The sequence below is a fragment of the Streptomyces qaidamensis genome, assembly GCF_001611795.1.
Classification (GTDB): Bacteria; Actinomycetota; Actinomycetes; order Streptomycetales; family Streptomycetaceae; genus Streptomyces; species Streptomyces qaidamensis.
The window spans coordinates 2,607,824-2,631,146 of sequence record NZ_CP015098.1 but is presented as its reverse complement, the minus strand read 5'-3'; the positions used below and the strand labels follow the sequence as shown (position 1 = coordinate 2,631,146).

The following is a 23,323-nucleotide window of genomic DNA, read 5'->3' as shown; positions in this document are numbered from 1 at the left end:
GGCGGGCCTCTACTATCTGCGTCACCGCAAGGTTTCTGAACCTTGCAGCAAGAACCTTCAACGAAGAAGGAAACCCCACATGGCACGCAGATACCTCGCCGTTGCCGCGCTCACCGCGGCTTCGGTTGTCATGAACCCGACTGGTGCACAGGCCTCCCCACCTGGCACCAAGGACGTCACCGCCGTCCTCTTCGAGTGGAACTTCGCCTCGGTCGCCCGTGAGTGCACCACCACCCTCGGCCCCGCCGGATACGGCTACGTCCAGGTCTCCCCGCCCGCCGAACACATACAGGGCCCGCAGTGGTGGACCTCGTACCAGCCGGTCAGCTACAAGATCGCCGGCCGGCTCGGCGACCGCACGGCCTTCCGGAACATGGTGGACACGTGTCACGCGGCCGGGGTGAAGGTCGTCGTGGACGCCGTCGTCAATCACATGGCGGCGGGCAGCGGCACCGGCACCGGCGGCTCGTCGTACACGAAGTACAACTACCCCGGCCTCTACTCCGCGCCCGACTTCGACGACTGCACGGGCCGGATCACCAACTACCAGGACCGCTGGAACGTCCAGCACTGCGAACTGGTGGGCCTGGCCGACCTGGACACCGGCGAGTCGTACGTCCGTGGCGCCATCGCCGGGTACCTGAACGACCTGCTCTCGCTCGGCGTCGACGGCTTCCGTATCGACGCGGCCAAGCACATGGACGCCGCCGACCTCGCCGACATCAAGTCGCGGCTCTCGAATCCCTCCGTGTACTGGAAGCAGGAGGTCATCTACGGCAGCGGAGAGGCCGTCCAGCCCACCGAATACACGAGTAACGGCGATGTCCAGGAGTTCCGCTACGCCTACGACCTCAAGCGCGTCTTCAACAACGAGAACCTCGCTTACCTGAAGAACTACGGGGAGGGCTGGGGCTACATGAGCAGCGGTGTCTCCGGTGTCTTCGTCGACAACCACGACACCGAGCGCAACGGCTCGACCCTCAGCTACAAGGACAATGCCAACTACACCCTGGCCAACGTCTTCATGCTGGCCTGGCCCTACGGCGCCCCGGACATCAACTCCGGCTACGAGTTCTCCGACCACGACGCCGGCCCACCGAACGGCGGCCGGGTGAACGCCTGCTGGCAGGACGGCTGGAAGTGCCAGCACAACTGGCCGGAGATCAAGTCCATGGTCGGCTTCCGCAACGCCACCCGGGGCCAGGCCGTCACCAACTGGTGGGACAACGGGGGCGACGCGATCGCCTTCGGGCGGGGCGGCAAGGGTTTCGTGGCCATCAACCACGAGTCGGGCTCCCTGACCCGGACCTACCAGACCGCACTGCCCGCGGGGACGTACTGCAACGTGCAGAACAACACGCAGGTGACCGTGAACGGCAGTGGTCAGCTCACCACCACCCTCGGTCCGAACACCGCGCTGGCGATCCACGCGGCCAAGTCGACCTGCTGAGCGGCCGCCTGAAAAGTTTTGCCGATGGTTTCAAGCCTCTTGCTGTAAGCGTTGCGGCGGCGATACGGTCGCGCGGGGTCGGACCCGAAGAGCCGTAATCGCAAGGAGCCCATCTGTGATACCGAGATGGCCGACGCCGTCGAGGCGCCGAACCGCCCATGCCGGACGGGTCGCTGCGGTCACCGTGACCGCGCTGGCCGCAGCGCTCGTCCAGCCCCTCGCGGCGCGGGCCGACACACCGCCCCCGCCTCCCTCCGACGCCAAGCTGGCCGCCGAGCCCGCCCGGCACGACGCCACCCGTGAGCAGTTCTACTTCGTCCTGCCGGACCGTTTCGCCAATGGTGACCCGCGCAACGACAAGGGCGGCCTGACCGGCTCCCGCCTCGCCACCGGCCACGACCCCACCGACAAGGGCTTCTACCAGGGCGGCGACCTCAAGGGCCTGACCAGGAAGCTCGACTACATCAAGGGCCTCGGCACCACCGCCCTCTGGATGGCCCCGATCTTCAAGAACCGGCCCGTGCAGGGCACCGGGGCGAACGCATCGGCCGGCTACCACGGTTACTGGATCAGCGACTTCACCCAGGTCGACCCGCACTTCGGCACCAACGAGGACCTGGAAACCCTCATCGACAAAGCCCACGCCAAGGGCATGAAGGTCTTCTTCGACGTCATCACCAACCACACCGCGGACGTCGTCGACTACGAGGAGAAGTCCTACGACTACCTGTCCAAGGGCGCGTTCCCGTACCTGACGAAGGACGGCAGACCCTTCGACGACGCGGACTACGCGGACGGGCGACGGGACTTCCCCGAGGTCGACAGCGGCTCCTTCCCGCGCACGCCGAAGGTCACCGGCAAGAACAAGGTCCCGTCGTGGCTCAACGACCCGACGATGTACCACAACCGCGGCGACTCCACCTTCGCCGGGGAGAGCTCCGCCCACGGTGACTTCTCCGGGCTCGACGACCTGTGGACCGAGCGGCCCGAGGTCGTGCGGGGCATGGAGAAGATCTACCAGCGCTGGGTGCGGGACTTCGACATCGACGGCTTCCGGATCGACACCGTGAAGCACGTCAACATGGAGTTCTGGACCCAGTGGGCCACGGCCCTCGACGCCTACGCCGCCAAGCGGGGCCGGGACGACTTCTTCATGTTCGGCGAGGTGTACTCGGCCGACACGGACGTCACCTCCCCGTACGTCACCCAGGGCCGGCTCGACGCCACGCTCGACTTCCCCTTCCAGGAGGCGGCCCGCCAGTACGCCTCTCAGGGCGCGAGCGCGCAGAAGCTCGCCGGTGTCTTCGGCGACGACTACAAGTACACGACCGGCAAGGCCAACGCGTACGAGCAGGTCACCTTCCTCGGCAACCACGACATGGGCCGGATCGGGTCCTTCCTGAAGCAGGACGACCCGAAGGCCACCGACGCCGAGCTCCTCGCCAAGGACAAGCTCGCCAACGAGCTGATGTTCCTCAGCCGCGGCAACCCCGTCGTCTACTACGGCGACGAGCAGGGCTTCACCGGCCCGGGCGGCGACAAGGACGCCCGGCAGACCATGTTCGCCTCGCGCACCGCCGACTACCTCGACGACGACCGCATCGGCACCGACCGCACCCACGCCGAGGACGCCTACGACACCAAGGCGCCGCTCTACCGGCAGATCAGCGCCCTCGCGGCGCTCCGCAAGGCCAACCCCGCGCTCACCGACGGCGTCCAGCAGCAGCGGTACGCGGCCGACGGCCCGGGTGTCTACGCCTTCTCCCGCACCGACGCGAAGAACGGCACCGAGTACGTCGTCGCCTTCAACAACGCGGGCGAGGCGAAGACGGCGACCTTCCCGACCGGCTCGGCCGGCATGACGTTCAGAGGCATCCACGGCACCAGCGCCGCCCCGAAGAGCGACAGCGGCAAGAAGCTCACCGTCACCGTCCCGGCCGGCTCGGCGATCGTCCTCAAGGCGTCCGGCAGGCTCGCCAAGCCCGCCACAGCGCCCACGATCATGCTGAAGGCCCCGGCCGCCGGCGCCACCGGCACCGCGGAGGTCTCCGCGGATGTGGACGGCGGGCAGCTGAACCGGGTCGTCTTCGCCGCGCAGACCGGCAACGGCAGGTGGCAGACCCTCGGCTCCGCCGACCACGCCCCGTTCAAGGTCACCCACACGATCGGGAAGGACGTGGCGCCCGGCACGGCCCTGCGCTACAAGGCCGTCGTCATCGACGCGGCCGGCCGCACCGCGAGCTCCCTCGCCGCCTCCACCACCGGCACCCCGCCCGCCCCCGAGCCGCCCACCGCCTCCTCCCGCGACTACGCGATCGTGCACTACAAGCGCGCCGACGGGGACTACGCCGACTGGGGCCTGTACGCCTGGGGCGACCTGGCCGAGGGCGAGGCCACCGAGTGGCCCGACAGTCACCCCTTCACCGGCCGCGACGCCTACGGCGCCTTCGCCTGGGTCAAGCTCAAGCCCGGCGCCTCGAACGTGGGCTTCCTCGTCATCGACAAGGACGGGAACAAGGACGTCTCCGCCGACCGCACGATCGACGTCACGAAGACCGGCGAGATCTGGATCGAGCAGGGCAAGGACACCGTCACCACCGAGCGCCCCGAGTATCCGGCGCCCGACAAGGGCAAGGCCGTCCTGCACTACCACCGGGCCGACGGGAACCACGACGGCTGGGGCCTGCACGTCTGGACCGGCGCCGCGAACCCCACCGAGTGGTCGAAGCCCCTCGAACCGGTCAAGACTGATTCCTATGGCGCAGTCTTCGAGGTACCGCTCACCGACGGAGCCACCAGCCTCAGCTACATCCTGCACAAGGGCGACGAGAAGGACCTGCCCACCGACCAGTCGCTCGACCTCAGGGCGAGCGGCCACGAGGTGTGGCTGGTGAGCGGCCAGGAGAAGTACCTGCTCCCGCAGCCCGCGGGCAGTGCGGCCGCCCTCGACCTGACCACCTCCAAAGCCGTCTGGATCGACCGGAACACCCTCGCGTGGAACGGCTCCGAGGCCGCCGCCTCCACCCAGCTGCTCTACGCCCGCGACGGCTCGATCGCCGCGAAGGACGGCACCCTGACCGGCGACGCGAAGTGGCTGCGCCTGTCGAAGAGCGAGCTGACCGACGCCCAGAAGGCGAAGTTCCCGCATCTGAAGGAGTACGACGCCTGGACCGTCGACCCGCGCGACCGCGACCGGGTCCGCGAGGCCCTGCGCGGCCAGGTCGTCGCCACCCAGCGCGCGGTGAACGGAGCGGTGCTCGCGGCGACCGGCGTCCAGATCGCCGGTGTCCTCGACGACCTGTACCCCGGCGCCACCAAGGCCGACCTGGGGCCGACGTTCTCCAAGGGCCGCCCCACGCTGTCCGTGTGGGCGCCGACCGCACAGCAGGTGTCCCTGGAGATCGGTGACTCCACCACCGCGATGAAACGCGACGCCGCCACCGGCGTCTGGTCCGTCACCGGCCCGAAGTCCTGGAAGGGCAAGCCCTACCGTTACGTCGTGAAGGTCTGGGCGCCCAGCGTCCGCAAGGTCGTCACCAACAAGGTCACCGACCCCTACGCCCTCGCCCTCACAGCCGACTCGAAGCGCAGCCTCGTCGTCGACCTGGACGACAAGGCGCTCAAGCCCTCCGGCTGGTCGGCGTACACCAAGCCGAAGGCCGTACCGCTGCGGGACGCCCAGATCCAGGAGCTGCACATCCGGGACTTCTCCGTCGAGGACCGCACGGCGAAGCACCCCGGCACCTATCTGGCCTTCACCGACAAGGCCAGTGACGGCGGCAAGCACCTGCGCGAGCTGGCGAAGGCGGGCACCTCGTACGTGCACCTGCTGCCCGCGTTCGACATCGCCACGATCCCGGAGCGGAAGGCCGACCAGGCGAAGACCGACTGCGACCTGGCCTCCTTCCCCGCCGACTCCGACAAGCAGCAGGAGTGCGTCGGGAAGACCGCCGCGAAGGACGCCTACAACTGGGGCTACGACCCGTTCCACTACACGGTCCCCGAGGGCTCCTACGCCACCGACCCGGACGGCACCGCCCGCACCGTCGAGTTCCGGAAGATGGTGAAGGCCCTCAACGACGACGGACTGCGGGTCGTCATGGACGTCGTCTACAACCACACCGCCGCGAGCGGCCAGGACAGGACAAGCGTCCTCGACCGGATCGTGCCCGGCTACTACCAGCGGCTCCTCGCCGACGGCTCGGTCGCGAACAGCACCTGCTGCGCCAACACCGCCCCCGAGAACGCCATGATGGGCAAGCTGGTCGTCGACTCGGTCGTCACGTGGGCCAAGGAGTACAAGGTCGACGGCTTCCGCTTCGACCTCATGGGCCACCACCCGAAGGCCAACATCCTCGCGGTCCGGGGGGCCCTCGACGCGCTGACCCTCGCCGAGGACGGCGTCGACGGCAAGAAGATCATCCTCTACGGCGAGGGCTGGAACTTCGGCGAGATCGCCGACGACGCCCGGTTCACCCAGGCCACGCAGAAGAACATGGCCGGCACCGGCATCGCCACCTTCTCCGACCGTGCCCGCGACGCGGTGCGCGGCGGCGGCCCCTTCGACGAGGACCCCGGCGTCCAGGGCTTCGCGTCCGGCCTGTACACCGACCCCAACTCCTCGAAGAACAACGGCACTCCGGCCGAGCAGAAGGCCCGTCTGCTGCACTACCAGGACCTGATCAGGGTCGGCCTCTCCGGCAACCTCGCCGGCTACCGCTTCACCGACACCCGGGGCGAGGAGGTCAAGGGCTCCGAGGTCGACTACAACGGCGCCCCCGCCGGGTACGCCGACGCCCCCGGTGACGCCCTCGCCTACGCCGACGCCCACGACAACGAGTCCCTGTTCGACGCGCTCGCCTTCAAGCTGCCCGCTTCGACGAGCGCGGCCGACCGGGCCCGGATGCAGGTCCTGGCCATGGCGACGGCCACCCTCTCGCAGGGCCCGGCCCTCTCCCAGGCGGGCACCGACCTGCTGCGCTCCAAGTCCCTGGACCGCAATTCCTACGACAGCGGCGACTGGTTCAACGCCGTCCACTGGAGGTGTGAGGACGGCAACGGCTTCGGCCGCGGCCTGCCCATGGCGGCGGACAACGCCGACAAGTGGCCGTACGCCAAACCCTTGCTGACCAAGGTCGAGGTGGGCTGCGAGCAGATCGAGGGCACCTCGGCCGTCTACCGCGACCTGCTGCGGATCCGGAGCACCGAGAAGGACTTCTCCCTCGGCACGGCCGCACAGGTGCAGTCCCGGCTGTCCTTCCCGCTGTCCGGCACGGACGAGACGCCCGGCGTGATCACCATGCGGCTCGGTGACCTCGTCGTCGTCTTCAACGCCACGCCCGACAAGCAGGAGCAGCGCGTGCCCGCACTCGCCGAGGCGGGGTACCGGCTGCATCCGGTCCAGGCTGCGGGGGCGGACTCTACCGTCAAGTCCGCCTCCTATGTTGCCGAATCGGGAACCTTCGCCGTTCCGGGGCGCACGGTCGCCGTCTTCACCCGGGCCGCCGGATAGCGCACTAGGTTGGGTGGGGCGGGCCGTGATCCACGGCCCGCCCCACCTCCGTACGCGCCCCGAGAGGCCACCGAGCGGCATGCAGCACAGCCCCGGCACCACCGTGCTGGTCGTGGACGATGTCGCGGCCAGCCGGTACGCCATGGGCGCGGTGCTGCAACGGGCCGGCCACCGGGTCGTGCCCGTCGCCAGCGGCGGCGAGGCGCTCGTCGAACTCGACGTACGGCTGCGGGACGGCACCCTGCCCGACGTGGCCCTCGTCGACGTGGGCCTGCCCGACATGAGCGGTTTCGAACTGTGCCGCCGGGTCCGGGCCCAGCCGCCCATGGCAGCGCTGCCCGTCGTGCACTTCTCCGCCGCCGCGACCGCACCCGGTGACCGGTGCCGGGGGCTGGACGCCGGCGGGGACGCCTATCTGACCGTGCCCGCCGAACCACGGGAGATCCAGGCCGTCGTCCGGGCCGCCGTACGCGGGGCCCGTCGCACCACGGGCGCCGAGACCGCCGTGCACCGGCTGACGCTGCTGGCCGAGGCCGTCATCACCGTGCAGGCGGCCCGCTGCCCGCGGGAACTCGCCACCGCGGCCGCCGAGGGCACCGCACGCCTCACCGCCTCACCCGCCGTGGTGTTCGTCATCGGCCCGGACGGCGAGCCGTACCGCGGCACGGCCCGGGGCCGCCCCGCCGGCGCCGACGGCGACGCCCACCAGGCGGCGGCACGGCTGGTCACCCGGCTCGCGGAGGGCCGCACGGGCGTGCACACCACCGTCGTCCCCGCGCCGCTGTGGCCGGCCGGGGTCTTCCGGCCGGGCGTCGAGGAGGACGCCCGCGTGACCGTGGCGACGGCCCAGGACGGCCGGACGACGGTGTGCCTCGCCACGCCCGTCCGGCGTACGGAGGTCAGCGACCCCGCGGACGACGGGCTGCGCGCCCGCCTCGCGCAGGCCACCGCGCTCGCCGCCGAACCGCTGCTGATGTACCAGGTGGAGCGGCACGTCGCCCTCACCCTCCAGCGCAGCTTCCTGCCCCGGCCGCACAAGCTGCCGCACCTGCCGGGCGTCGACATCGTCGTCCGCTACGTGCCCGCCTCCGAGCAGACCGAGATCGGCGGCGACTTCTACGCCGCCCTGCGCACCCGCGACGGGATCCTCACCGCGGTCGGGGACGTCGTCGGGCACTCGCTGGACGCGGCCACCGTCATGGTCGAGATCCGCCACGCCCTGCGCGCCTACTGCGTCGACGAGAGCGACCCGGTCGTACTGGCCACGCGGCTCGACCGGATGCTCCAGGAGTACCACCCCGACGTCACGGCCACCGTGTGCCTGGCCCTGGTCGACCCCGGCAGCGGGCGGGTACGCATCGCCAACGCCGGCCACATCCCGCCGCTGATCCTGCGCGCGGGAGGCGACGCCGGGTACGCCGACGCCTGCGGTCCGCTGCTCGGACTGGGCCTGGAGCGGCCCCCGGCGACCGAGTGCCGTCTGCACCGCACCGACCGCCTGCTCATGGTCACCGACGGCCTCATCGAGACCCGCGGCATCCCCATCACGACCTCCATGGACCAGCTCCGCACGGCCGCCGCCGACGCCCCGCCCGGCCTCGACACCCTCTGCGACGTGCTGCTGGGCTGCTTCGGCCGCGACCCCGAGGACGACATCGCGATGCTGGCCCTGCGGCTAGGGTGAGCCCGTTGGCCGCCCAGAACAGGAGTACTGATGCCGCAGATCACCGTCGACTATTCCGCCGACCTCGCCGGCGACTTCGACCGGCCCGGTTTCGCGAAGGCGCTGCACGAGGCGACGGTCGAGATCGCGGCCGCCAAACCGGCGGCGTGCAAGAGCCGGTTCCGTCCGACCGAGGACATCGTGGTCGGCCCCGAGACCGAGGGGCACGCTCATGTGCACGTCCACATCGCGCTCCTCGCCGGCCGTACCGACGAGACCAAGGCCCGGCTCACCCAGGCCGCGCTGGAGCTGCTGCGGACCCACCTCAAGCCCGCCGAGGGGCTCGCGCTGCACGCCTCCGCCGAGGTCCGCGACCTGGACCCGTCGTACGCCAAGTTCGAGAGCTGAGTCCGCTCACCCCGCCAGGGCGATGAGCCGGCCGGCCAGATGCGCGAACGGGCCGTCGGCCGGCTCGTCCTTGACGATGCCGCGCAGCAGCGCGGCCATCTCCTCGTCATAGGCGGCACTGACCGCGGCGAGGGCCGCGAAGTCGTTGACGAGCTGGGGCTCCAGCTCCTCGCGCGGGATGCGCCGGCCGTCCAGCCAGATCAGCGCCGTGGACTCGGCGAGCGAGATCCAGGAACGGACGACCAGTTCGAGGCGCGCGGGCGGATCGGTCACGCCCAGGTGCGAAAGGATCTGGACATACGCGGCCTGCCGTACGGAGTCGACGAGCGCGTTGGTCGTCGAGGAGCCGACCGCCGGACCGCCGCGCATCAGGGCGGAGAAACCGGGCCCGTGCTCGTCCACGAAGTCGAAGTAGCGGTGCATCACGCGCAGCAGCCGCGCTCCCAGCGGACCCTCGCGCGGCTCCACGAACCGGGCCGCCAGATCGTCCGAGGCCCGCTGCAACGCGGCCTCGTACAGGCTGAGTTTGCCGGGGAAGTAGTGGTAGACCAACGGGCGTGAAATGCCCGCGGCCGACGCTATCTCGTCGATGGAGACCTCGTCGGGCGAGCGGCGGCTGAACAGTTCGAGGGCGACGCCGATCAACTGCTGCCGCCGCTCCTCGACTCCCATTCTGCGGCGAACCCCGATAGTCATACGAACACCTTACCGATCGATTCCGGCCTCGAACGGGCCGGATCGATCACGGGGTCTTCCCCGGCCTCACCTCGCGGGCCCGGAAACCGCCCGCGTCAGCGCAGTCCGCGCAGCGAACGCCCGTCCTTCAGGGTGCCCTTGAGCTGAGCCTGCGCTCCCTGCTCGGCCGGCACGGTCAGCAGACTGCTCTGCGCGACCCCGTCCACGCCGCCCGTCGCCCGGATCGACGCGGTCTCCCGGCCTCCCGCGGCCAGCAGGTACCAGTCGCCGGCCTTCGACTTCCACAGCACCCCGGCCAGCACATGCGGGTCACGCGCCCCGCACGCCGGGACGTTCTCGGCCTTCGCAGCCGCCGCCCCGTACGCCCCGCCCGGCGTGTGGAACTGCGCCAGCACCCGCGCCCCGCCGCCCCGCCAGGTCTCGGCCCGCGTGCACACCCACGCCGCCGAGCCGCTCGCGTCGGGCAGCGGCTGCTCGTTGAACGCCCAGGCGTTGACACTCCGCACCCCCGCCGAGCGCACCGTGCCCAGCGAGCAGGCGAACGGCTGCCAGGTGCGCAGCGCCGCGGCGCCGGACACCTCACGCGGGGAGCCCGGCCGTCCGGTGGTGAGCCGCGCCGGGACGAGCTCGCCGAGGTCGGTCAGCAGCCGCGTCCTTGCGCCGTCGGTCAGCTGCAGCACGTTCCACGAGGTGCAGGGGCCGGACCGCAGGGCCGGGCTGGCCAGGGGCGCGGTCACACCGTCGGTGAGCGTGAGGTCCATCGCGCCGGAGCCCGGCTTCATCAGGTCCCGCTCACCGGCCTTCTTCACCCAAGGGGCCGTCAGATAGCGGACGTTGCCGTCGGAGCGGCCCAGGACCACCGCGCCCGCCTCGGCCCGGCCGGCCCCGTCGACCCGGGCGAAGTCGAGGGCGGCGCCCTGCGTGCCGTCCTTCGGCTCGGCGTACCGGACGATGCGCAGACCGTCGTAGAGGATCACCACGCGCGCCGCGTCGACCGCCCCCGCGTACAGCAGCTGGGGCGGTCCGGCCGGGCCGCCGGAGAGGGTGCCGGGGGTCACCGACACCTGGACCGTCTCGCCCGGGCGGGCCCACACGGCCAGGGCGCGGCGCAGCAGGGCCTTGTCGCCGGTGAGGTCGCCGCGGGCCGGCCACACGGAGAAGTCGGTGCGTGCCGAGTTGCGCCAGACGGCCGGGGGCATCAGGGTCAGCTTCGAGGGGTCCAGGGCGGCCTGCGCGGCAGGGTTCTGCGCGTACGGTGGTGCCGCGGCACCGTCGGGGCCCCAGCCCTCACCGGGCAGGCCGAGCAGCGCCCCGCACACCAGCAGGGCGGCACCGGCGGCCAGCGCGGCTTTCAGGTGCTGGCGGCGGCGCATCAGGTCGGTGGGGCGGGCCTGGAGCGAGCAGGGGTCGAATTCGGTGGAGTCGAGCAGCCCGTACTCGGCGGGGATCCCGTCGGCCTCCAGCACCGCGCCCTCCGGGTCGGCGACGCCCACCGCGGCGAGGACCTTGCACACCCCGTCGTCCGTGAGCCGCTCCAGACCGCGCAGCGCGTAGGCGGCCCGGGCCGGTCCCGACAGGGTGGACAGCCGCTGGTCCAGAGCGAGTTCGTCGGCGCCGCCGGAGCGCGGGAACAGCTTCAGGCCCCACACGTGCGGCAGCAGCGGCGGCAGCTGGGCCCTCTTGGGCCAGGCCTTCGCCGTCAGCGGCAGCCCCGCCTCCAGCGCCGCGCGCAGCACCTGGAGACGGACCAGGGCATAGCCCGGGTCACCGTCCCGGCCGGTGGACTGGGCGGGGATCACCGGGGCCGGTGTGCGGTTGCGGGGGAGGGCCCGCTGGGTGAGGGCGTGTGCGGTCAGGACGCGGCGGCTGCGGCCCAGCCGGGGCGGCAGCACCAGGTAGGCCAGCCGGACGAGCCGCGGATAGTGCTCGACGAGCGCGGCCTCGGCCTGCTCGACGTCCACGACCGGACCGGCGGGGGAGAGAGGTGCGGGGCGCTGGGCGACATCCTGTGACTGCACGTTCAGCAGAACGAGCGAATCGGTGGATGGTCACCTGGGAGCGGAGCGTCACGCCCCCGGGTGCTGCCCGGGCTCGGGCTCCACGAGCAGCCGGGCGTAGTTCGCCATCGACCGCTGGTAGCGCGGCAGATGCGGGGCCAGGGCGCCCAAGGCCAGCGCCAGGGCCTCCCGGTCGCGGCCGAGGCTCGACAGACACAGGGCGAGACAGGCGCGTACGGCGTCGTCCAGCTCGTCGGACGGCGCGAGAAGCTCGGGCGTCAGCAGGGCCACGCCCTCCTCGGCCCGGCCGACGTTCCGCAGCGAGCTGGCCAGCTGGATCTTCGTCCGGCGGGCCTTGTAGGGGCTCACGTCGGCCAGGCCCAGCCCCAGCGCCTCCTGGTACAGGGGGACCGCCTTGTCGGAGCGGCCCGTGGAGTCCCAGGCGCAGGCCTGCTCGAAGGGGCCGTGCGGACTGCCCTCCGGCAGCTCGGCGACGAGGGCGTCGACGTCGGAGCGGAAGCGGGCCTCGTCCTCCTCCGTCTCGGCGTAGTCGTCGAAACGGTCCCAGAGGGCGGCCACACGGTCTTCCCAGTCCTGATCCACCCGGACACCCTCGCACACGCGTGCACACCGGGGCAGCGGGATTTTGAGCACGGCGGACGCCGCAGCCGTATCGAAGGCGAGAGCCTCTTGCCGGGGCTCCGTGCGGCATGCGTCCGGATCGTGCCGTGGCAGGACCGTGCCGACGAGGACCGGAGGAACAGATGAGGGTGACCCGACCGATGCTCGCACTGAGCGGCGCGGTGGCGATACTGGCGCTGACCGGCTGCGGCGGATCCGGCGGCAAGGACGAGGCGGCCGTTCCGAAGGAGGTGAGCGGCAGCCTGGAGCACATCGCGGCCGAGGCCGACTGCAAGCCGAACATGCAGACCGACGCGGACACCATCCGCCAGGCGCTGTGCAAGAAGGGCAAGGAGAAGTACGTCCTCGCCACCTTCGCCACCGACCGCGGCCAGCGCGAGTGGATCAACACGGCCAAGGACTACGGCGGTTTCTACCTGGTCGGGCGCAAGTGGGTGGCCGTCGGCCACGAGGACGTGCTGCAGACGTTGCGCGGCACGCTGGGCGGCACGGTGGAGGTGGGGCTCAACCACGCGAGTCACGCCCCCGGCGGTGGCAAGAAGAACGAGCCGGCGCACTCCGGTCACCACGACAACTGACCGCTTCGCTTCGGCGGACACGCGAAAGCCGGCGGTGGGATCTCCCACCGCCGGCTTTTCTAGCGGACCGTTACTTGCAGTCCTGGCCGCTATTGATGCACTGAACCACCTTGTTCATCAGGTTCTCGTCCATGACGTTGATGAAGTCGTTGTGGTCGGTGATCGGCTTGTGCAGCTGCTCCGGGAAGCCGTCCACGGCGTACGGGCTCTTGACCTGACCGTTCTCGATGGTCGGGGCGGGAACGTCGTACACCAGGCGGACCTGGAGCTGCGGGATCGCCTTGAAGCCGTTCGCGCAGCTGCCGTCCTGCTGGACGAAGGCCACGTGGTCACGGTGGTTGGCGCTGTCGATGTTCTGTCCGTCCCAGCAGCTCTGGAAGTTGGACGTCCGCACCACCTGGCTGCCCTCGGGGCAGATCACGTACTTGTCCGTCACCTGCCGGTCCTCGAAGCCGGTGCAGCTGAACGAGGTGTTGGCGTTGGCGAGACCGTTGGTGAAGGCCTTGGCGTCACCGGTGATGATGCGCAGGAACTTCGGCATCGCGACGACGTCGCTCGCCTTGTTGCCGACGAACTTCATATCGGCCTGGCTGGCCTTGAGGATCTTGCCGACGTTGCCCTCGGCGCCACCTCCCAGGTCACCCGCGTCGAACTCCTGCGTACCGTCCTGCAGACGCAGCACCGGCCAGTAGTAGGTGGACTTGTCGCCCTGGTTCTGGCACGAGGTGGCGGCGTTGGCCAGGTCCTCGTCGCTGGAGAACGCGTCGTTGTCCTGGTTGCCGACGTAGTCGTGCGTGTGGTGCGCGCCGTTGTCGACACCCGGGGCGACGATCAGGTTGTCACTGTTGAACAGGTTGTTCTCGTTGACACCGCACTCCGCGGTGAACGAGCCGGTGGATCCGGAGTCCCCGTTCGCGGCGAGACCGTTCGGGAGGTTGCGGGAGTTGGGCTGGACGTCGTTGATGTTCACGAAGTCGGCAGCCACCGGACCCGCGGCCCCGTTGCCGTTGTCGCCGGCCTGGCCGCCGCCCTGGCCGCCGCCCTGGTCCTGGCCGCCGCCCTGGTTCTGGTCGCCGCCCTGGTCCTGACCGCCCTGGTTCTGGTCGCCGTTGTTCTGACCACCGCCGTTGCCGTCGTTGGTCTCCGGCTGCTCGGCCCCCATGCCCTTGCACTCGGCGAGCTGTTCGAGGTTGCCCGGGGCGTTGCCGCCCACCCGCCGGATGTTGATCCCGATCCGGTCGATGGCGGCGACGCGCTTGGACTTCAGCGGGCCGAGAATCGCGTTGTTGACGAAGCCCGCGTCACCGGCCTGTGCCTGACGCGTGGAGGCGAGCCGGGTGTACGCCTCGGTGATCTGCTTGTCGAGGTTGGCCAGCTCCTTGTCCACCCCCTGGCGAGCACCGTCCGGCACGTCGGTCAGCTTCTGCCCGACGTCGGGGCACTGGATCGTGGCGATCTGCGCGCCCGCGGACTTCGTCTGGTTCGCCGAGTTCTCCTCGTGCGCCGAGGCATAGAAGTTCGCCCAGATCAGCCCGCCCCCACCGAGCGCTAGGGCCGCCGATGCGGCAATGGCCTTGGTGGCCAGCGGCGTACGGCGTTTTCTTGTGTTGCGTCCCATGGAACTCCTCTGACTTCCTTTTTCGGGGGCATCGAGGCGCCCGACAGGAGTGAAGCGGCTCCCTTCCATACGGAGGGCGTCCCAGGGGTGTTCAGAGGTCTCGGAAATTGATGCGAGATTCGTGAGGACTCTGTGCCCTCAACAGCCCCTTCGGCACCGGGAGTTGTGGATCATCCACAGTGGGTGAGGCGGCCCGTCCGGTTTCACCGCCCGTGGTCGAGATACGCGAGAACCGCCAGCACGCGCCGGTTGTCGTCGTCCGAGACCTCAAGCCCCAGTTTGGCGAAGATGTTGGCGGTGTGCTTGGCGATCGCCCGTTCCGTCACGACCAGCTTCCCGGCGATCGCCGCGTTGGACCGGCCCTGCGCCATCAGCTCCAGCACCTCCCGTTCCCGGGGCGTCAGCCGCGCCAGCGGCCGGTCGTCGCCCGAACGGCGGGCCAGCAGCTGCTGGATGACCTGCGGGTCCATCGCCGTGCCCCCGGCGGCGACACGCCGTACGGCGTCCACGAACTGCTCGGCGTCGAACACCCGGTCCTTCAGCAGGTAACCGACGCCGCCGGTGCCGTCGGCGAGCAGCTCACGCGCGTACAGCTGCTCCACGTGCTGGGAGAGCACCAGCACCGGCAGCCCGGGCCGCTGCCTGCGGGCGCCGAGCGCGCACTGCAGGCCCTCGTCGGTGTGCGTGGGCGGCAGGCGGACATCGACCACGGCGACGTCCGGGTCCAGTTCGGCCAGCGCGGCGGCCAGTTCGGGCCCGGACTCGACGGCCGCCGCGATCTCGAAGCCGTGCGCCTGCAGCAGCCGGACGAGCCCGTCGCGCAGCAGGAAGAGGTCTTCGGCCAGGACTACGCGCAAGGGATCTCCATGGTGACCATGGTGGGGCCGCCCGCGGGACTGCTGACGGCCAGGACGCCGTCGAATGTACCCAGTCGCCGCTCGACCCCGGCCAGTCCCGAACCGGCCCCGATCACCGCGCCGCCCTTGCCGTTGTCGGTGACGGTCGCCCGCAGCATGCCGTCCGCCCGGTGCAGGTCGATCCAGATCCGGTCGGCGCCCGAGTGCTTCACGGCGTTGGCGAGCACCTCGCTCACGGCGAAGTACGCGGCCGACTCCACCGGCGCCTGAGCCCGCCCGGGCAGGTCCACGCTCACCTCGGTGGCCACCGGCAGCCGCAGCGCCAGCGCCCGTACCGCGTCGCCGAGGCCCCGCTCGGCGAGGACCGGCGGGTGAATGCCCCGTACCAGCTCGCGCAGCTCGGACAGCGCCTCCACCGAGGACTTCCGCGCCTGCGCGATCAACTCCTTGGCCTGGGCCGGGTCCTTGTCGAGGAGCGCCTCGATGGTGCCCAGGTCCATGCCGACCGCGACCAGCCGGGCCTGGGCCCCGTCGTGCAGGTCCCGCTCGATGCGACGCAGTTCGGCCGCTGAGGCGTCGACCGCGTCCCGCCGGGTCTCGGTCAGGAACCGCACCCGCTCGGCCAGTTCCCGCTGGTTGCTGCCGAGCACGGCCCGGGTGAGCCGGAAGTGGAAGCCCAGCAGCCGCGGGGTGAGGAAGTGCGCGAGGAACAGCAGCACCGCACCCAGGGCCGCCGCACCGAACGCGGACGCCTGCCCGGTGACCGGCACGAACCCGTACCAGTACCCGTCGGGGAAGACCCGCCACAGCCCGATCGCGAGCGCGAACCCCTCCAGCGGATAGAGGAGCAGAGCCGCCGGCAGCAGTGCCGTGACGAACCCGGCGGTCATGTCGACCGGCAGCCACCGCAGGTCCCGCCAGGTCGCCGGGTCGCGCAGCATCCCGAAGGTGCGCGCCCACGGGTTGGCGTCCTTCGGCAGCGGCCGGTACGCCGGAGTGATCCGCACCCCGCCCCACTCCGCCGCGAGCACCCGCCGTGAGTTCGCGAACGCCCGCACCCCCGTCAGCACGTACGGCGTCGTGACGATACCGATGCCGATGGGTATGAGCGCGATCGAGACCAGAGACAGGCAGAAGCACAGCACCGCCCCCGGCAGGGAGACGAGGGCCAGTGCCAGCCCCCGCATCGCGGCGAGCCCGATGCCCCGCCCTGTCGTCCGCCCGTTGCCGTTCATCGTGTCCGTGGTCATGGCGTCAGTCTCGTCGAGCGCGCGTGCCGGGTCACGGGGCCGGGACACCCGGTCGGGGGGTGGTGCTACGTACACCTCGGGTGGGGAGCTCAGGCACCGGCGCCGGCCGCGAGCACCTTCGCCTCCACCTCCGGGTCGAGGCCCTTGCCGGTCCGGTCCGGGCGTTGCGGCGCCACGCCCCCTAGGTCCTGGAGCCACCGCCAGGTGTCCGCCACGGTCTCCTCGACGGGCCGGCAGACCAGCCCGGCCCCGACCGCCCGGGAGACGTCCGCGCTGTGCAGGGCGTCGTACAGGTCGCTGCCCGGCGGCACCCACACCGGCAGCTCCGTCCACGGCTCGATGCCCGCCTCCAGGATCACCCCGGGCTCGGTCCAGCGGAGTTCGGCGACGCCGCCGGCGACCCGCGCGCAAGCTTCGAGCAACGTGCCCATGGTGGCGTGGCCCTGCGGACTGACCAGGTTGTACGGCCCGCTCAGCTCCCGCTCCACCGCGCCGACGATCCACTCCGACAGGTCCCGGACGTCGATGTACTGCAGGGGGAGGCCCCGCGGCCCCGGCGCCAGGACCGGGCCGCCGCGGGACATCCGGGTCAGCCACCACGGGAGGCGGCCGACGTTCTCGTACGGACCGAGGATCAGCCCGGCCCGGACGAGCAGCGAGCGGTCCGAGCCGAAGGACGCGACGGCGGCCAGCTCGCCGCCCCGCTTGTCCCGGGCGTAGTCGGTCTGCTCCGCGTCGGCCGACGCCCCCTCCACCAGGGGCGCGTCCTCGTCGAACCGGGCGGGCCCCCATGCGTACACCGAGCGGCTCGACACGTAGACGTACCGGCCGGCGCGGCCCCGCAGCAGCCGCGCCGTGTCCCGCACCGCGCTCGGCGCCGCCGACCACGTGTCGACGACGACGTCCCACTCGCCCGGGTCGTCGGCCAGGGCGGACAGCCCGCCGGGCGCGGTGCGGTCGCCGAGCAGCGACCGCGCTCCCGGCGGTGCCTCGTGCCGCCCCCGGTGGAAGACGGTCACGTCCCAGCCTCGCCCCAGCGCCGCCTCCACGACGGCCCGCCCCACGAACTCCGTACCACCCAGCATCAGAAGCCTCATGCCGGTGACTCTGCCCGCTCGGGCGAGGGGGCGGAACAGGATCTGCTGTCAGCAGACGCAGCGCCCCAGTCGCCCGGGACGTCAGTGTCCCGTCGGGGGCACGTACGTGTAGCCGACGCGGCGCACCGTCCGGATCGTGTCGCGGTGCTCCGCACCCAGCTTGCGGCGCAGGCGGGCGATGTGGACGTCGACCGTGCGGCCGTCACCCACGTGCCCGTAGCCCCACACCGTGCCGACCAGCTGGTCGCGGGTGTGCACCCGGCCCGGGTGCGCCACCAGGTGCGCCAGCAGCTCGAACTCCAGATACGTGAGGTCGAGGGGCCGCCCGGCCACCTGGGCGGTGCGCTGCACGGTGTCGACGCGGATCAGCGGCTCGCCGCCCGGCTCGGCAGCGGTCTCCGGCCCGGCGGCCCGCGGCGGGTCCGGCACCGCCGCCGGGAACGGCGGCTGCTGGTCGGCCGGGACGAGTACCAGGTAGCCGACCATCGGCGGCTGCCCCGGCAGCGTGGGCAGGGTGTGCGGCGGCGCCGGCAGCCAGGTGGCACCCGGCAGCAGGTCCGCGACGGTCACCACCTCGTCCCGCTCGACGGCACGCAGCCGGTGCCGGGGGCCGTGCGGCGCGGGGGCGTTGAGAGGGGCGGCGGGGGACAGGGAACGAGTGGTCGCCATGAGAGGTCAGCTCTTTCGCGCGAGGGGTTCGTCGGGGAGATCGACGGCCGCGTTTCGTGATCGGGCTCGCCGAGAGACGTACGCGGTTCGCGCTGGCCGAAGGCCGGGGTGTACGGCTTTAGAGGGCCGGCGCGTTCATCGCGCGGCAACACACCCGGTCGAAGTCGTGATCCTGGCGGGACGGCCAGAAGGGCTCCAGGTCATGACGACCCGTCGCGATGCACTTCTGGTAGCCGGCCATGGCTCCATTGAAGCAGAGCTGATCCCGCACCGGGACCCTTCTCTCACTGCTTGGACACCCGCGCCCCGTCAGGGGGCGCGGGGAACTGCGCGCCGAGCCATGACGGAGCGGCAGACGAAAGGGGGCGCCCACCGCGAACGGTGAGCGCCCCCTTGGGAGCTTGCGGGGACGGATCAGACCTGGCCGGCCTTCTCCAGTGCCGAGCAGCAGGTGTCGACGAGCAGGCGGGTCACCACGTACGGGTCGACGTTGGCGTTCGGACGGCGGTCCTCGATGTAGCCCTTGCCGTCCTTCTCGACCTGCCACGGGATACGGACCGAGGCGCCGCGGTCGGAGACGCCGTAGGAGTACTTGTCCCACGGGGCGGTCTCGTGCAGGCCGGTGAGGCGGTCGTCGATGCCGGCGCCGTAGTTCTTGACGTGGTCGAGCGGCTTGGAGCCCTCGCCGAGCGACTCGGCCGCGGTGATGATCGCGTCGTAGCCCTCGCGCATCGCCTTGGTGGAGAAGTTGGTGTGCGCGCCGGCGCCGTTCCAGTCGCCCTTGACCGGCTTGGGGTCGAGGGTGGCGGCGATGTCGAAGTCCTCGGCGGTGCGGTAGAGCAGCCAGCGGGCCACCCACAGGTGGTCGGAGACCTCCAGCGGGGAGACCGGACCGACCTGGAACTCCCACTGGCCGGGCATGACCTCGGCGTTGATGCCGGAGATGGCGAGACCGGCCTTCAGGCAGTTGTCCAGGTGCGCCTCGACGACGTCACGGCCGAAGATCTCGTCCGCGCCGACACCGCAGTAGTAGCCGCCCTGCGGGGCCGGGAAGCCGCCCTTGGGGAAGCCGAGCGGGTAGCCGTCCTTGAAGAACGTGTACTCCTGCTCGATGCCGAAGATCGGCTCCTGTGCCGCGAACTTCTCCGCGACCTCGGCCAGCGCCGCACGGGTGTTGGTGGCGTGCGGGGTGAGGTCGATGTTCAGGACCTCGCACAGCACCAGGATGTCGTCGCCGCCGCGGATCGGGTCCGGGCAGGAGAAGACCGGCTTGAGGACGCAGTCCGAGGAGTGCCCCTCGGCCTGGTTGGTGGAGGACCCGTCGAAGCCCCAGATCGGCAGCGCGTCCAGACCGGCGGGCGAGCCCGCGATGATCTTGGTCTTGGAACGCAGTTTGGCCGTCGGCTCGGTGCCGTCGATCCAGATGTACTCAGCCTTGAAGGTCACGGGCCACATCCTCGGGTGTGTCTGGGCGCGTATCGCGGGTGCTTGCGGCGCTGCGGCACTGGGGCGCCGCGTCTGCTGCCCGGCAGCCTGGCAACAGGCGATTTCCCGGCCATTGCTCGCATGTGAACCCCGTGTTACCGGGTGACGCTGTGCCGTACTTCACGCCGAGAGGCGCTCTGCGCGGCGCGGCGGCGGTCACCGGCTTCCCTCCGTCAAGCCGGTGACCGGCGCCGCGGGCCCGCACGCGCCGGTCCTGCCGCCCCTGGCCGGGGGCAGCAGGACCGGTGACACGTACGAGGTGGGCGGCCGAGGGGGTGGCCGCCGCCTCATCGGTTCACTGGGTCGTACGGCGTCACCCCACCTTCTCGATCAGGGCCCGGCGGATCAGGAACTTGCCGGGCTCACGGACCTGTTCGAAGGCCGCGTTGTTGAGCAGCGCACAGCTGCCGGAGACCGAAGTGACCTCCACCGTCGTGGACTTGTTGTTGTCCAGGTTGGTGACCTTCAGCTTCGTGCCGGCCGGGAACTGGTTGCTGGACGCGGCAGGCGCACCGCCCTCGCCGGAGAGCGTGACCGTGGAGCCGTTGCACACCTGCTGCCCGGAGGCAGCGGCACCGCCGCCGGTGTTCCCCGCGGGGGCGGACGCGGCGGGTTGCGACGGCTGGGTCGATGCCGCGGGCGGCTGTGCCGACTCGGCGGGCTGCGACGGCTGCGCGGTCTGGGAGTCCTGAGCCGACTCCCCGACGGCGCACCCGGACGCCTCCTGCTTCCGCTCGATCTCCGCGACGACCGCCTCGCGGTTGGCGATCCGCGCCTCGGACTGGGCGTCCGGGTTGGCCCGCTGGTCCGCGATGAACTTCTGGTTGTTGCCGAGGGCGGTGGCGAGACCCAGGCAGACCGTCGACTCCGACGCCGACTTGGGGGTCGGCGCGGCGTTCGACGTGCTCGCCATGACGAAGGCCCCGCCTCCCGCCACCGTCGCCGCGCTCACCAGCAGCGCGATCTTCTTCTTCGTGCCGAGAGTTCTCCTGCGCGACATGCGCGCCTCCTGAAGAGGTAGGGGAGCGTACGCCGCTATGTACGAGATACCGAACGAGGTTACTCAGCGGTTACAGGAGTCACTCAAGTGACCTGCGCCACACGGGCAAGGGTGGCCGGTCAGCGGGACAGGGCGTCCCGTACCGCCTCGTCGGTGCGGCCGACCACCGCCGTCCCGTCGTCCGCGGTGATGATCGGGCGCTGGATCAGCTTCGGGTGCTCCGCGAGCGCCGTGATCCAGCGGCCGCGCGAACCGGCGTCCCGCGGCCACTCCTTGAGCCCGAGCTCCTTGGCGTCCGCCTCCTGGGTGCGGGTGATGTCCCAGGGTTCGAGACCGAGGCGCTCCAGCACGCCCCGGATCTCGTCCTCGCTCGGCACGTCCTCCAGGTAGCGGCGGACGGTGTAGTCGGCGCCCTCGGCGTCGAGCAGCGTCAGGGCGCTGCGGCACTTCGAACACGCGGGGTTGATCCAGATCTCCATGCGCTCACGGTACGCGCCGACCCTCTTGTTCGATTTCCTGACGCCTCACCAGCACCTCGCGGACCTCCTGTGATGCGACGCCAATTCCCTACTCTACCTGGGAGTTTGCCGCTCCTTGCGGACTCCCCGTTGTCAGTGCCGGGCGGTAAACTGTAAGCAGTGTTCGAGGGTGGCGCCGGGATGCCGACGTCTTCGGTGAGCCGCCCTACCGCGACAGGAGGATGCCTGTGCCCGCTGCCGCCCTGAAGTCGAAGCCGTTGCCCACCCAGTCCACCGCGAAGCGTCCCGTCCTGCTCGACCTGCCGTACGCGCCCGTGGAGAAGCGGCCGCTGCCGCCGGGCCGGCCCCGCCAGTGGTACGTGACGCACAACCGCCGCCTCAAGGCGATGCGCCTGGCCATCGCCCTGCTCGACTCGGGCGTCTACATGCCGAACCAGGCCCGCAACGCGACGATCCGCGACACGGCGGAGCAGATCGGCGTCCACCCGCCGTCGGACACGACGTGCCACATGGTGCGGGCGTTCATGCGGTACGCCCGCTGACCCGTTCCGCTGCGAGCGCCGGGCGCCCCGGACGACGGGGCGCCCGGCGCTCGTTCACGCCGCCCGGCCGGGTGCGGGGATCACCGGCGGGTTACGGAAACGCGCGCGTGACGGGCGGGGAGGCGCGGCAAGAAGCCCTGCCTCAGCCCGCCGTCAGCTCCTTCTCCAGCGGTGTGCGGAAGCGCGGTGTGATCCTGGTCGTCCCCACCCACCCGCTGAGCCGCTCCGCCTCCGCCTCGATCGCAGCGAGGGCCTCCCGGCCGACGCCCTCCTCGTCGAGGATCCGCCAGGTGATCTCCCCGTCGGGCCGCTGCGCCCAGCCGCCGACCACCCGCCCGTCCCACCACACCGTCGGCCCGACGTTGCCGCTGCCGTCGAACAACCGGGGCCGCAGCTCCGGCGCGAGATACCAGTCGCGCTGCTGCCACCCCATCGCCGTCGGGTCGAGGCCGGGCAGCAGCGCGGCCCAAGGCTCCTCCGGGCCGGGGACCGGGTCGGCGTCGCTCCCGGCCACATACCCCGTGCCCTCGTCCAGCGCCACCGGCTCCGCTCCGATCGCGGACAGGGCCCTGCGGACCTCCGTCACGCGCCACCCCGTCCACCACTTCAGGTCGGCCTCGGTGGCAGGGCCGCACGCGTCGAGCCACCGTCTCAGAAGCTCCGCCTGCGCCTCGGCCGTGTCCAGATCGGCATGCGCGGGCGCCACGGCCCAGCGGAACCGGCTGGATGTCCAGGAGCCGAGCGGCCGGCCGCGTACGACCCTCCCCTCGACGCCCAGCACCCGCAGCAGCCGGGTCGAGACGGTGTGCATCCCCTCGTAGCTCTTGCCGGCCGCGTACACGAACTGCTCGCGCAGGCGCGGCTCGTCCTGGGCGAGTTCGGCAGCCGTCGCCTGCCCGCGCCGGGCGAGCGCCGCCAGCGCCGACTCCTCGACCTCCTTCAGCCAGGCCGCGTCCGGTGCCCCGGCCGTCGCCATGTGCTGGAGCAGCGCGGCCCTCTCCCGGGCGGCGACCGCGAGCCCCGTCGAGGCGTGCACCACGGCGGTCAGAGCCGTGGGGAACACGAACACCGTGTGCCGCATGCCGTGCATCCGCACCAGGGAACGGTCCTCGTACAGGGCCCTCCCGGTCTCCTCGACGGTCCTGGCGGGGTCCGCGAGCCGGGCGCCCACGGCCAGGTACACCGTCGCCGGGTCCGTGCCGTGCAGCGCGACCAGCGCACCGGCGACCTCCTCGGGCGTCCCCGCCCTGGCCCGCCCGGCCAGCCGCTGGCGCAGCGCGAGCCGGGCCCGCCGCTCGTCCGCGCCGATGTACCGCTGTGCACCCATGCCGGCCTCCACTCGTCGCGTCCCCCGACCCGACCGCATCATCGCGGACACCA

General features: G+C 71.4%; 18 protein-coding genes. 6 read left to right on the top strand and 12 right to left on the bottom strand.

All coding sequences use genetic code 11. From position 1 onward, the window contains the following. Positions 1-79: 79 nt before the first annotated feature. The 4 genes from A4E84_RS11515 (at position 80) to A4E84_RS11500 (ending at position 9,033) form a co-directional block, all read left to right on the top strand. The gene (locus A4E84_RS11515) at positions 80-1,450 is read left to right on the top strand and encodes an alpha-amylase (RefSeq protein ID WP_062926475.1); all 1,371 of its coding nucleotides are present in this window, start codon (positions 80-82) and stop codon (positions 1,448-1,450) included. A 115-nt stretch (positions 1,451-1,565) separates the two neighbouring features. Continuing rightward, positions 1,566-6,962, top strand: a complete 5,397-nt coding sequence (gene pulA / locus A4E84_RS11510; RefSeq protein WP_062926474.1) for a pullulanase-type alpha-1,6-glucosidase — start codon at positions 1,566-1,568, stop codon at positions 6,960-6,962. Positions 6,963-7,041: 79 nt separating this feature from the next. Then, complete coding sequence (locus A4E84_RS11505) at positions 7,042-8,646, top strand: fused response regulator/phosphatase (protein ID WP_062926473.1); 1,605 nt, start codon at positions 7,042-7,044, stop codon at positions 8,644-8,646. A gap of 30 nt (positions 8,647-8,676) precedes the next feature. Further along, complete coding sequence (locus A4E84_RS11500) at positions 8,677-9,033, top strand: 5-carboxymethyl-2-hydroxymuconate Delta-isomerase (protein WP_062926472.1); 357 nt, start codon at positions 8,677-8,679, stop codon at positions 9,031-9,033. A 6-nt stretch (positions 9,034-9,039) separates the two neighbouring features. Here A4E84_RS11500 and A4E84_RS11495 read toward each other — a convergent pair whose 3' ends face one another. The 3 genes from A4E84_RS11495 to A4E84_RS11485 all read right to left on the bottom strand — a co-directional run bounded on the left by A4E84_RS11495 (position 9,040) and on the right by A4E84_RS11485 (position 12,329). Beyond that, positions 9,040-9,729: a TetR/AcrR family transcriptional regulator gene (locus A4E84_RS11495; protein WP_079128940.1), complete on the bottom strand. Its 690-nt coding sequence runs from the start codon at positions 9,727-9,729 to the stop codon at positions 9,040-9,042. 95 nt (positions 9,730-9,824) lie between these two features. Beyond that, positions 9,825-11,747: a hypothetical protein gene (locus A4E84_RS11490; protein WP_062926470.1), complete on the bottom strand. Its 1,923-nt coding sequence runs from the start codon at positions 11,745-11,747 to the stop codon at positions 9,825-9,827. A gap of 48 nt (positions 11,748-11,795) precedes the next feature. Beyond that, on the bottom strand, positions 11,796-12,329 hold the full coding sequence (locus tag A4E84_RS11485; protein WP_062926469.1) for a tetratricopeptide repeat protein: 534 nt from the start codon (positions 12,327-12,329) through the stop codon (positions 11,796-11,798). Between the two features lie 161 nt (positions 12,330-12,490). Here A4E84_RS11485 and A4E84_RS11480 point away from each other — a divergent pair, with 161 nt between their 5' ends. Then, positions 12,491-12,946 (top strand): hypothetical protein, encoded by a 456-nt coding sequence (locus A4E84_RS11480; protein ID WP_062926468.1) that lies wholly within the window; start codon positions 12,491-12,493, stop codon positions 12,944-12,946. Between the two features lie 70 nt (positions 12,947-13,016). On the opposite strand, the gene A4E84_RS11475 is transcribed toward A4E84_RS11480, so the two are convergent. From A4E84_RS11475 to A4E84_RS11440, 8 genes are all read right to left on the bottom strand, one after another. Further along, a complete protein-coding gene (locus tag A4E84_RS11475; RefSeq protein WP_062926467.1) occupies positions 13,017-14,564 on the bottom strand; it encodes a DUF1996 domain-containing protein in 1,548 nt (515 codons plus the stop codon). A 203-nt stretch (positions 14,565-14,767) separates the two neighbouring features. Then, positions 14,768-15,421 carry a LuxR C-terminal-related transcriptional regulator gene (locus A4E84_RS11470; protein ID WP_062926466.1) on the bottom strand — a complete coding sequence of 218 codons (654 nt, stop codon included), beginning with the start codon at positions 15,419-15,421 and terminating at the stop codon, positions 14,768-14,770. Further along, the gene (locus A4E84_RS11465; RefSeq protein ID WP_062926465.1) at positions 15,412-16,671 is read right to left on the bottom strand and encodes a sensor histidine kinase; all 1,260 of its coding nucleotides are present in this window, start codon (positions 16,669-16,671) and stop codon (positions 15,412-15,414) included. The genes A4E84_RS11470 and A4E84_RS11465 overlap by 10 nt, the downstream gene beginning before the upstream one ends. Before the next feature lie 89 nt (positions 16,672-16,760). Then, complete coding sequence (locus A4E84_RS11460; protein WP_107308300.1) at positions 16,761-17,768, bottom strand: SDR family oxidoreductase; 1,008 nt, start codon at positions 17,766-17,768, stop codon at positions 16,761-16,763. Between the two features lie 81 nt (positions 17,769-17,849). Next, positions 17,850-18,437 carry a winged helix-turn-helix domain-containing protein gene (locus A4E84_RS11455; RefSeq protein ID WP_062926463.1) on the bottom strand — a complete coding sequence of 196 codons (588 nt, stop codon included), beginning with the start codon at positions 18,435-18,437 and terminating at the stop codon, positions 17,850-17,852. Between the two features lie 414 nt (positions 18,438-18,851). Further along, on the bottom strand, positions 18,852-19,883 hold the full coding sequence (gene glnII / locus A4E84_RS11450) for a glutamine synthetase (protein WP_062926462.1): 1,032 nt from the start codon (positions 19,881-19,883) through the stop codon (positions 18,852-18,854). A 352-nt stretch (positions 19,884-20,235) separates the two neighbouring features. After that, positions 20,236-20,922, bottom strand: a complete 687-nt coding sequence (locus A4E84_RS11445; RefSeq protein ID WP_062926461.1) for an RlpA-like double-psi beta-barrel domain-containing protein — start codon at positions 20,920-20,922, stop codon at positions 20,236-20,238. A gap of 119 nt (positions 20,923-21,041) precedes the next feature. Further along, positions 21,042-21,401 (bottom strand): arsenate reductase family protein, encoded by a 360-nt coding sequence (locus tag A4E84_RS11440; RefSeq protein WP_062926460.1) that lies wholly within the window; start codon positions 21,399-21,401, stop codon positions 21,042-21,044. Positions 21,402-21,628: 227 nt separating this feature from the next. Between A4E84_RS11440 and A4E84_RS11435 the strand changes: the two genes are divergently transcribed. After that, the gene (locus A4E84_RS11435; protein WP_062926459.1) at positions 21,629-21,943 is read left to right on the top strand and encodes a hypothetical protein; all 315 of its coding nucleotides are present in this window, start codon (positions 21,629-21,631) and stop codon (positions 21,941-21,943) included. A 142-nt stretch (positions 21,944-22,085) separates the two neighbouring features. Here the strand turns inward: A4E84_RS11435 and A4E84_RS11430 are convergent, their stop codons facing one another. After that, on the bottom strand, positions 22,086-23,270 hold the full coding sequence (locus A4E84_RS11430) for a winged helix DNA-binding domain-containing protein (protein WP_062926458.1): 1,185 nt from the start codon (positions 23,268-23,270) through the stop codon (positions 22,086-22,088). Between the last annotated feature and the right edge of the window lie 53 nt (positions 23,271-23,323).

Coding starts and splice junctions, on each gene's coding strand:
- A4E84_RS11480 (WP_062926468.1), top strand. CDS start 12,491: ATGAGGGTGACCCGACCGATGCTCGCACTGAGCGGCGCGGTGGCGATA.
- A4E84_RS11465 (WP_062926465.1), bottom strand. CDS start 16,671: ATGACCACGGACACGATGAACGGCAACGGGCGGACGACAGGGCGGGGC.
- A4E84_RS11495 (WP_079128940.1), bottom strand. CDS start 9,729: ATGACTATCGGGGTTCGCCGCAGAATGGGAGTCGAGGAGCGGCGGCAG.
- A4E84_RS11460 (WP_107308300.1), bottom strand. CDS start 17,768: ATGAGGCTTCTGATGCTGGGTGGTACGGAGTTCGTGGGGCGGGCCGTC.
- A4E84_RS11445 (WP_062926461.1), bottom strand. CDS start 20,922: ATGTCGCGCAGGAGAACTCTCGGCACGAAGAAGAAGATCGCGCTGCTG.
- A4E84_RS11430 (WP_062926458.1), bottom strand. CDS start 23,270: ATGGGTGCACAGCGGTACATCGGCGCGGACGAGCGGCGGGCCCGGCTC.
- A4E84_RS11440 (WP_062926460.1), bottom strand. CDS start 21,401: ATGGAGATCTGGATCAACCCCGCGTGTTCGAAGTGCCGCAGCGCCCTG.
- A4E84_RS11500 (WP_062926472.1), top strand. CDS start 8,677: ATGCCGCAGATCACCGTCGACTATTCCGCCGACCTCGCCGGCGACTTC.
- A4E84_RS11505 (WP_062926473.1), top strand. CDS start 7,042: ATGCAGCACAGCCCCGGCACCACCGTGCTGGTCGTGGACGATGTCGCG.
- A4E84_RS11515 (WP_062926475.1), top strand. CDS start 80: ATGGCACGCAGATACCTCGCCGTTGCCGCGCTCACCGCGGCTTCGGTT.
- A4E84_RS11475 (WP_062926467.1), bottom strand. CDS start 14,564: ATGGGACGCAACACAAGAAAACGCCGTACGCCGCTGGCCACCAAGGCC.
- A4E84_RS11455 (WP_062926463.1), bottom strand. CDS start 18,437: ATGGCGACCACTCGTTCCCTGTCCCCCGCCGCCCCTCTCAACGCCCCC.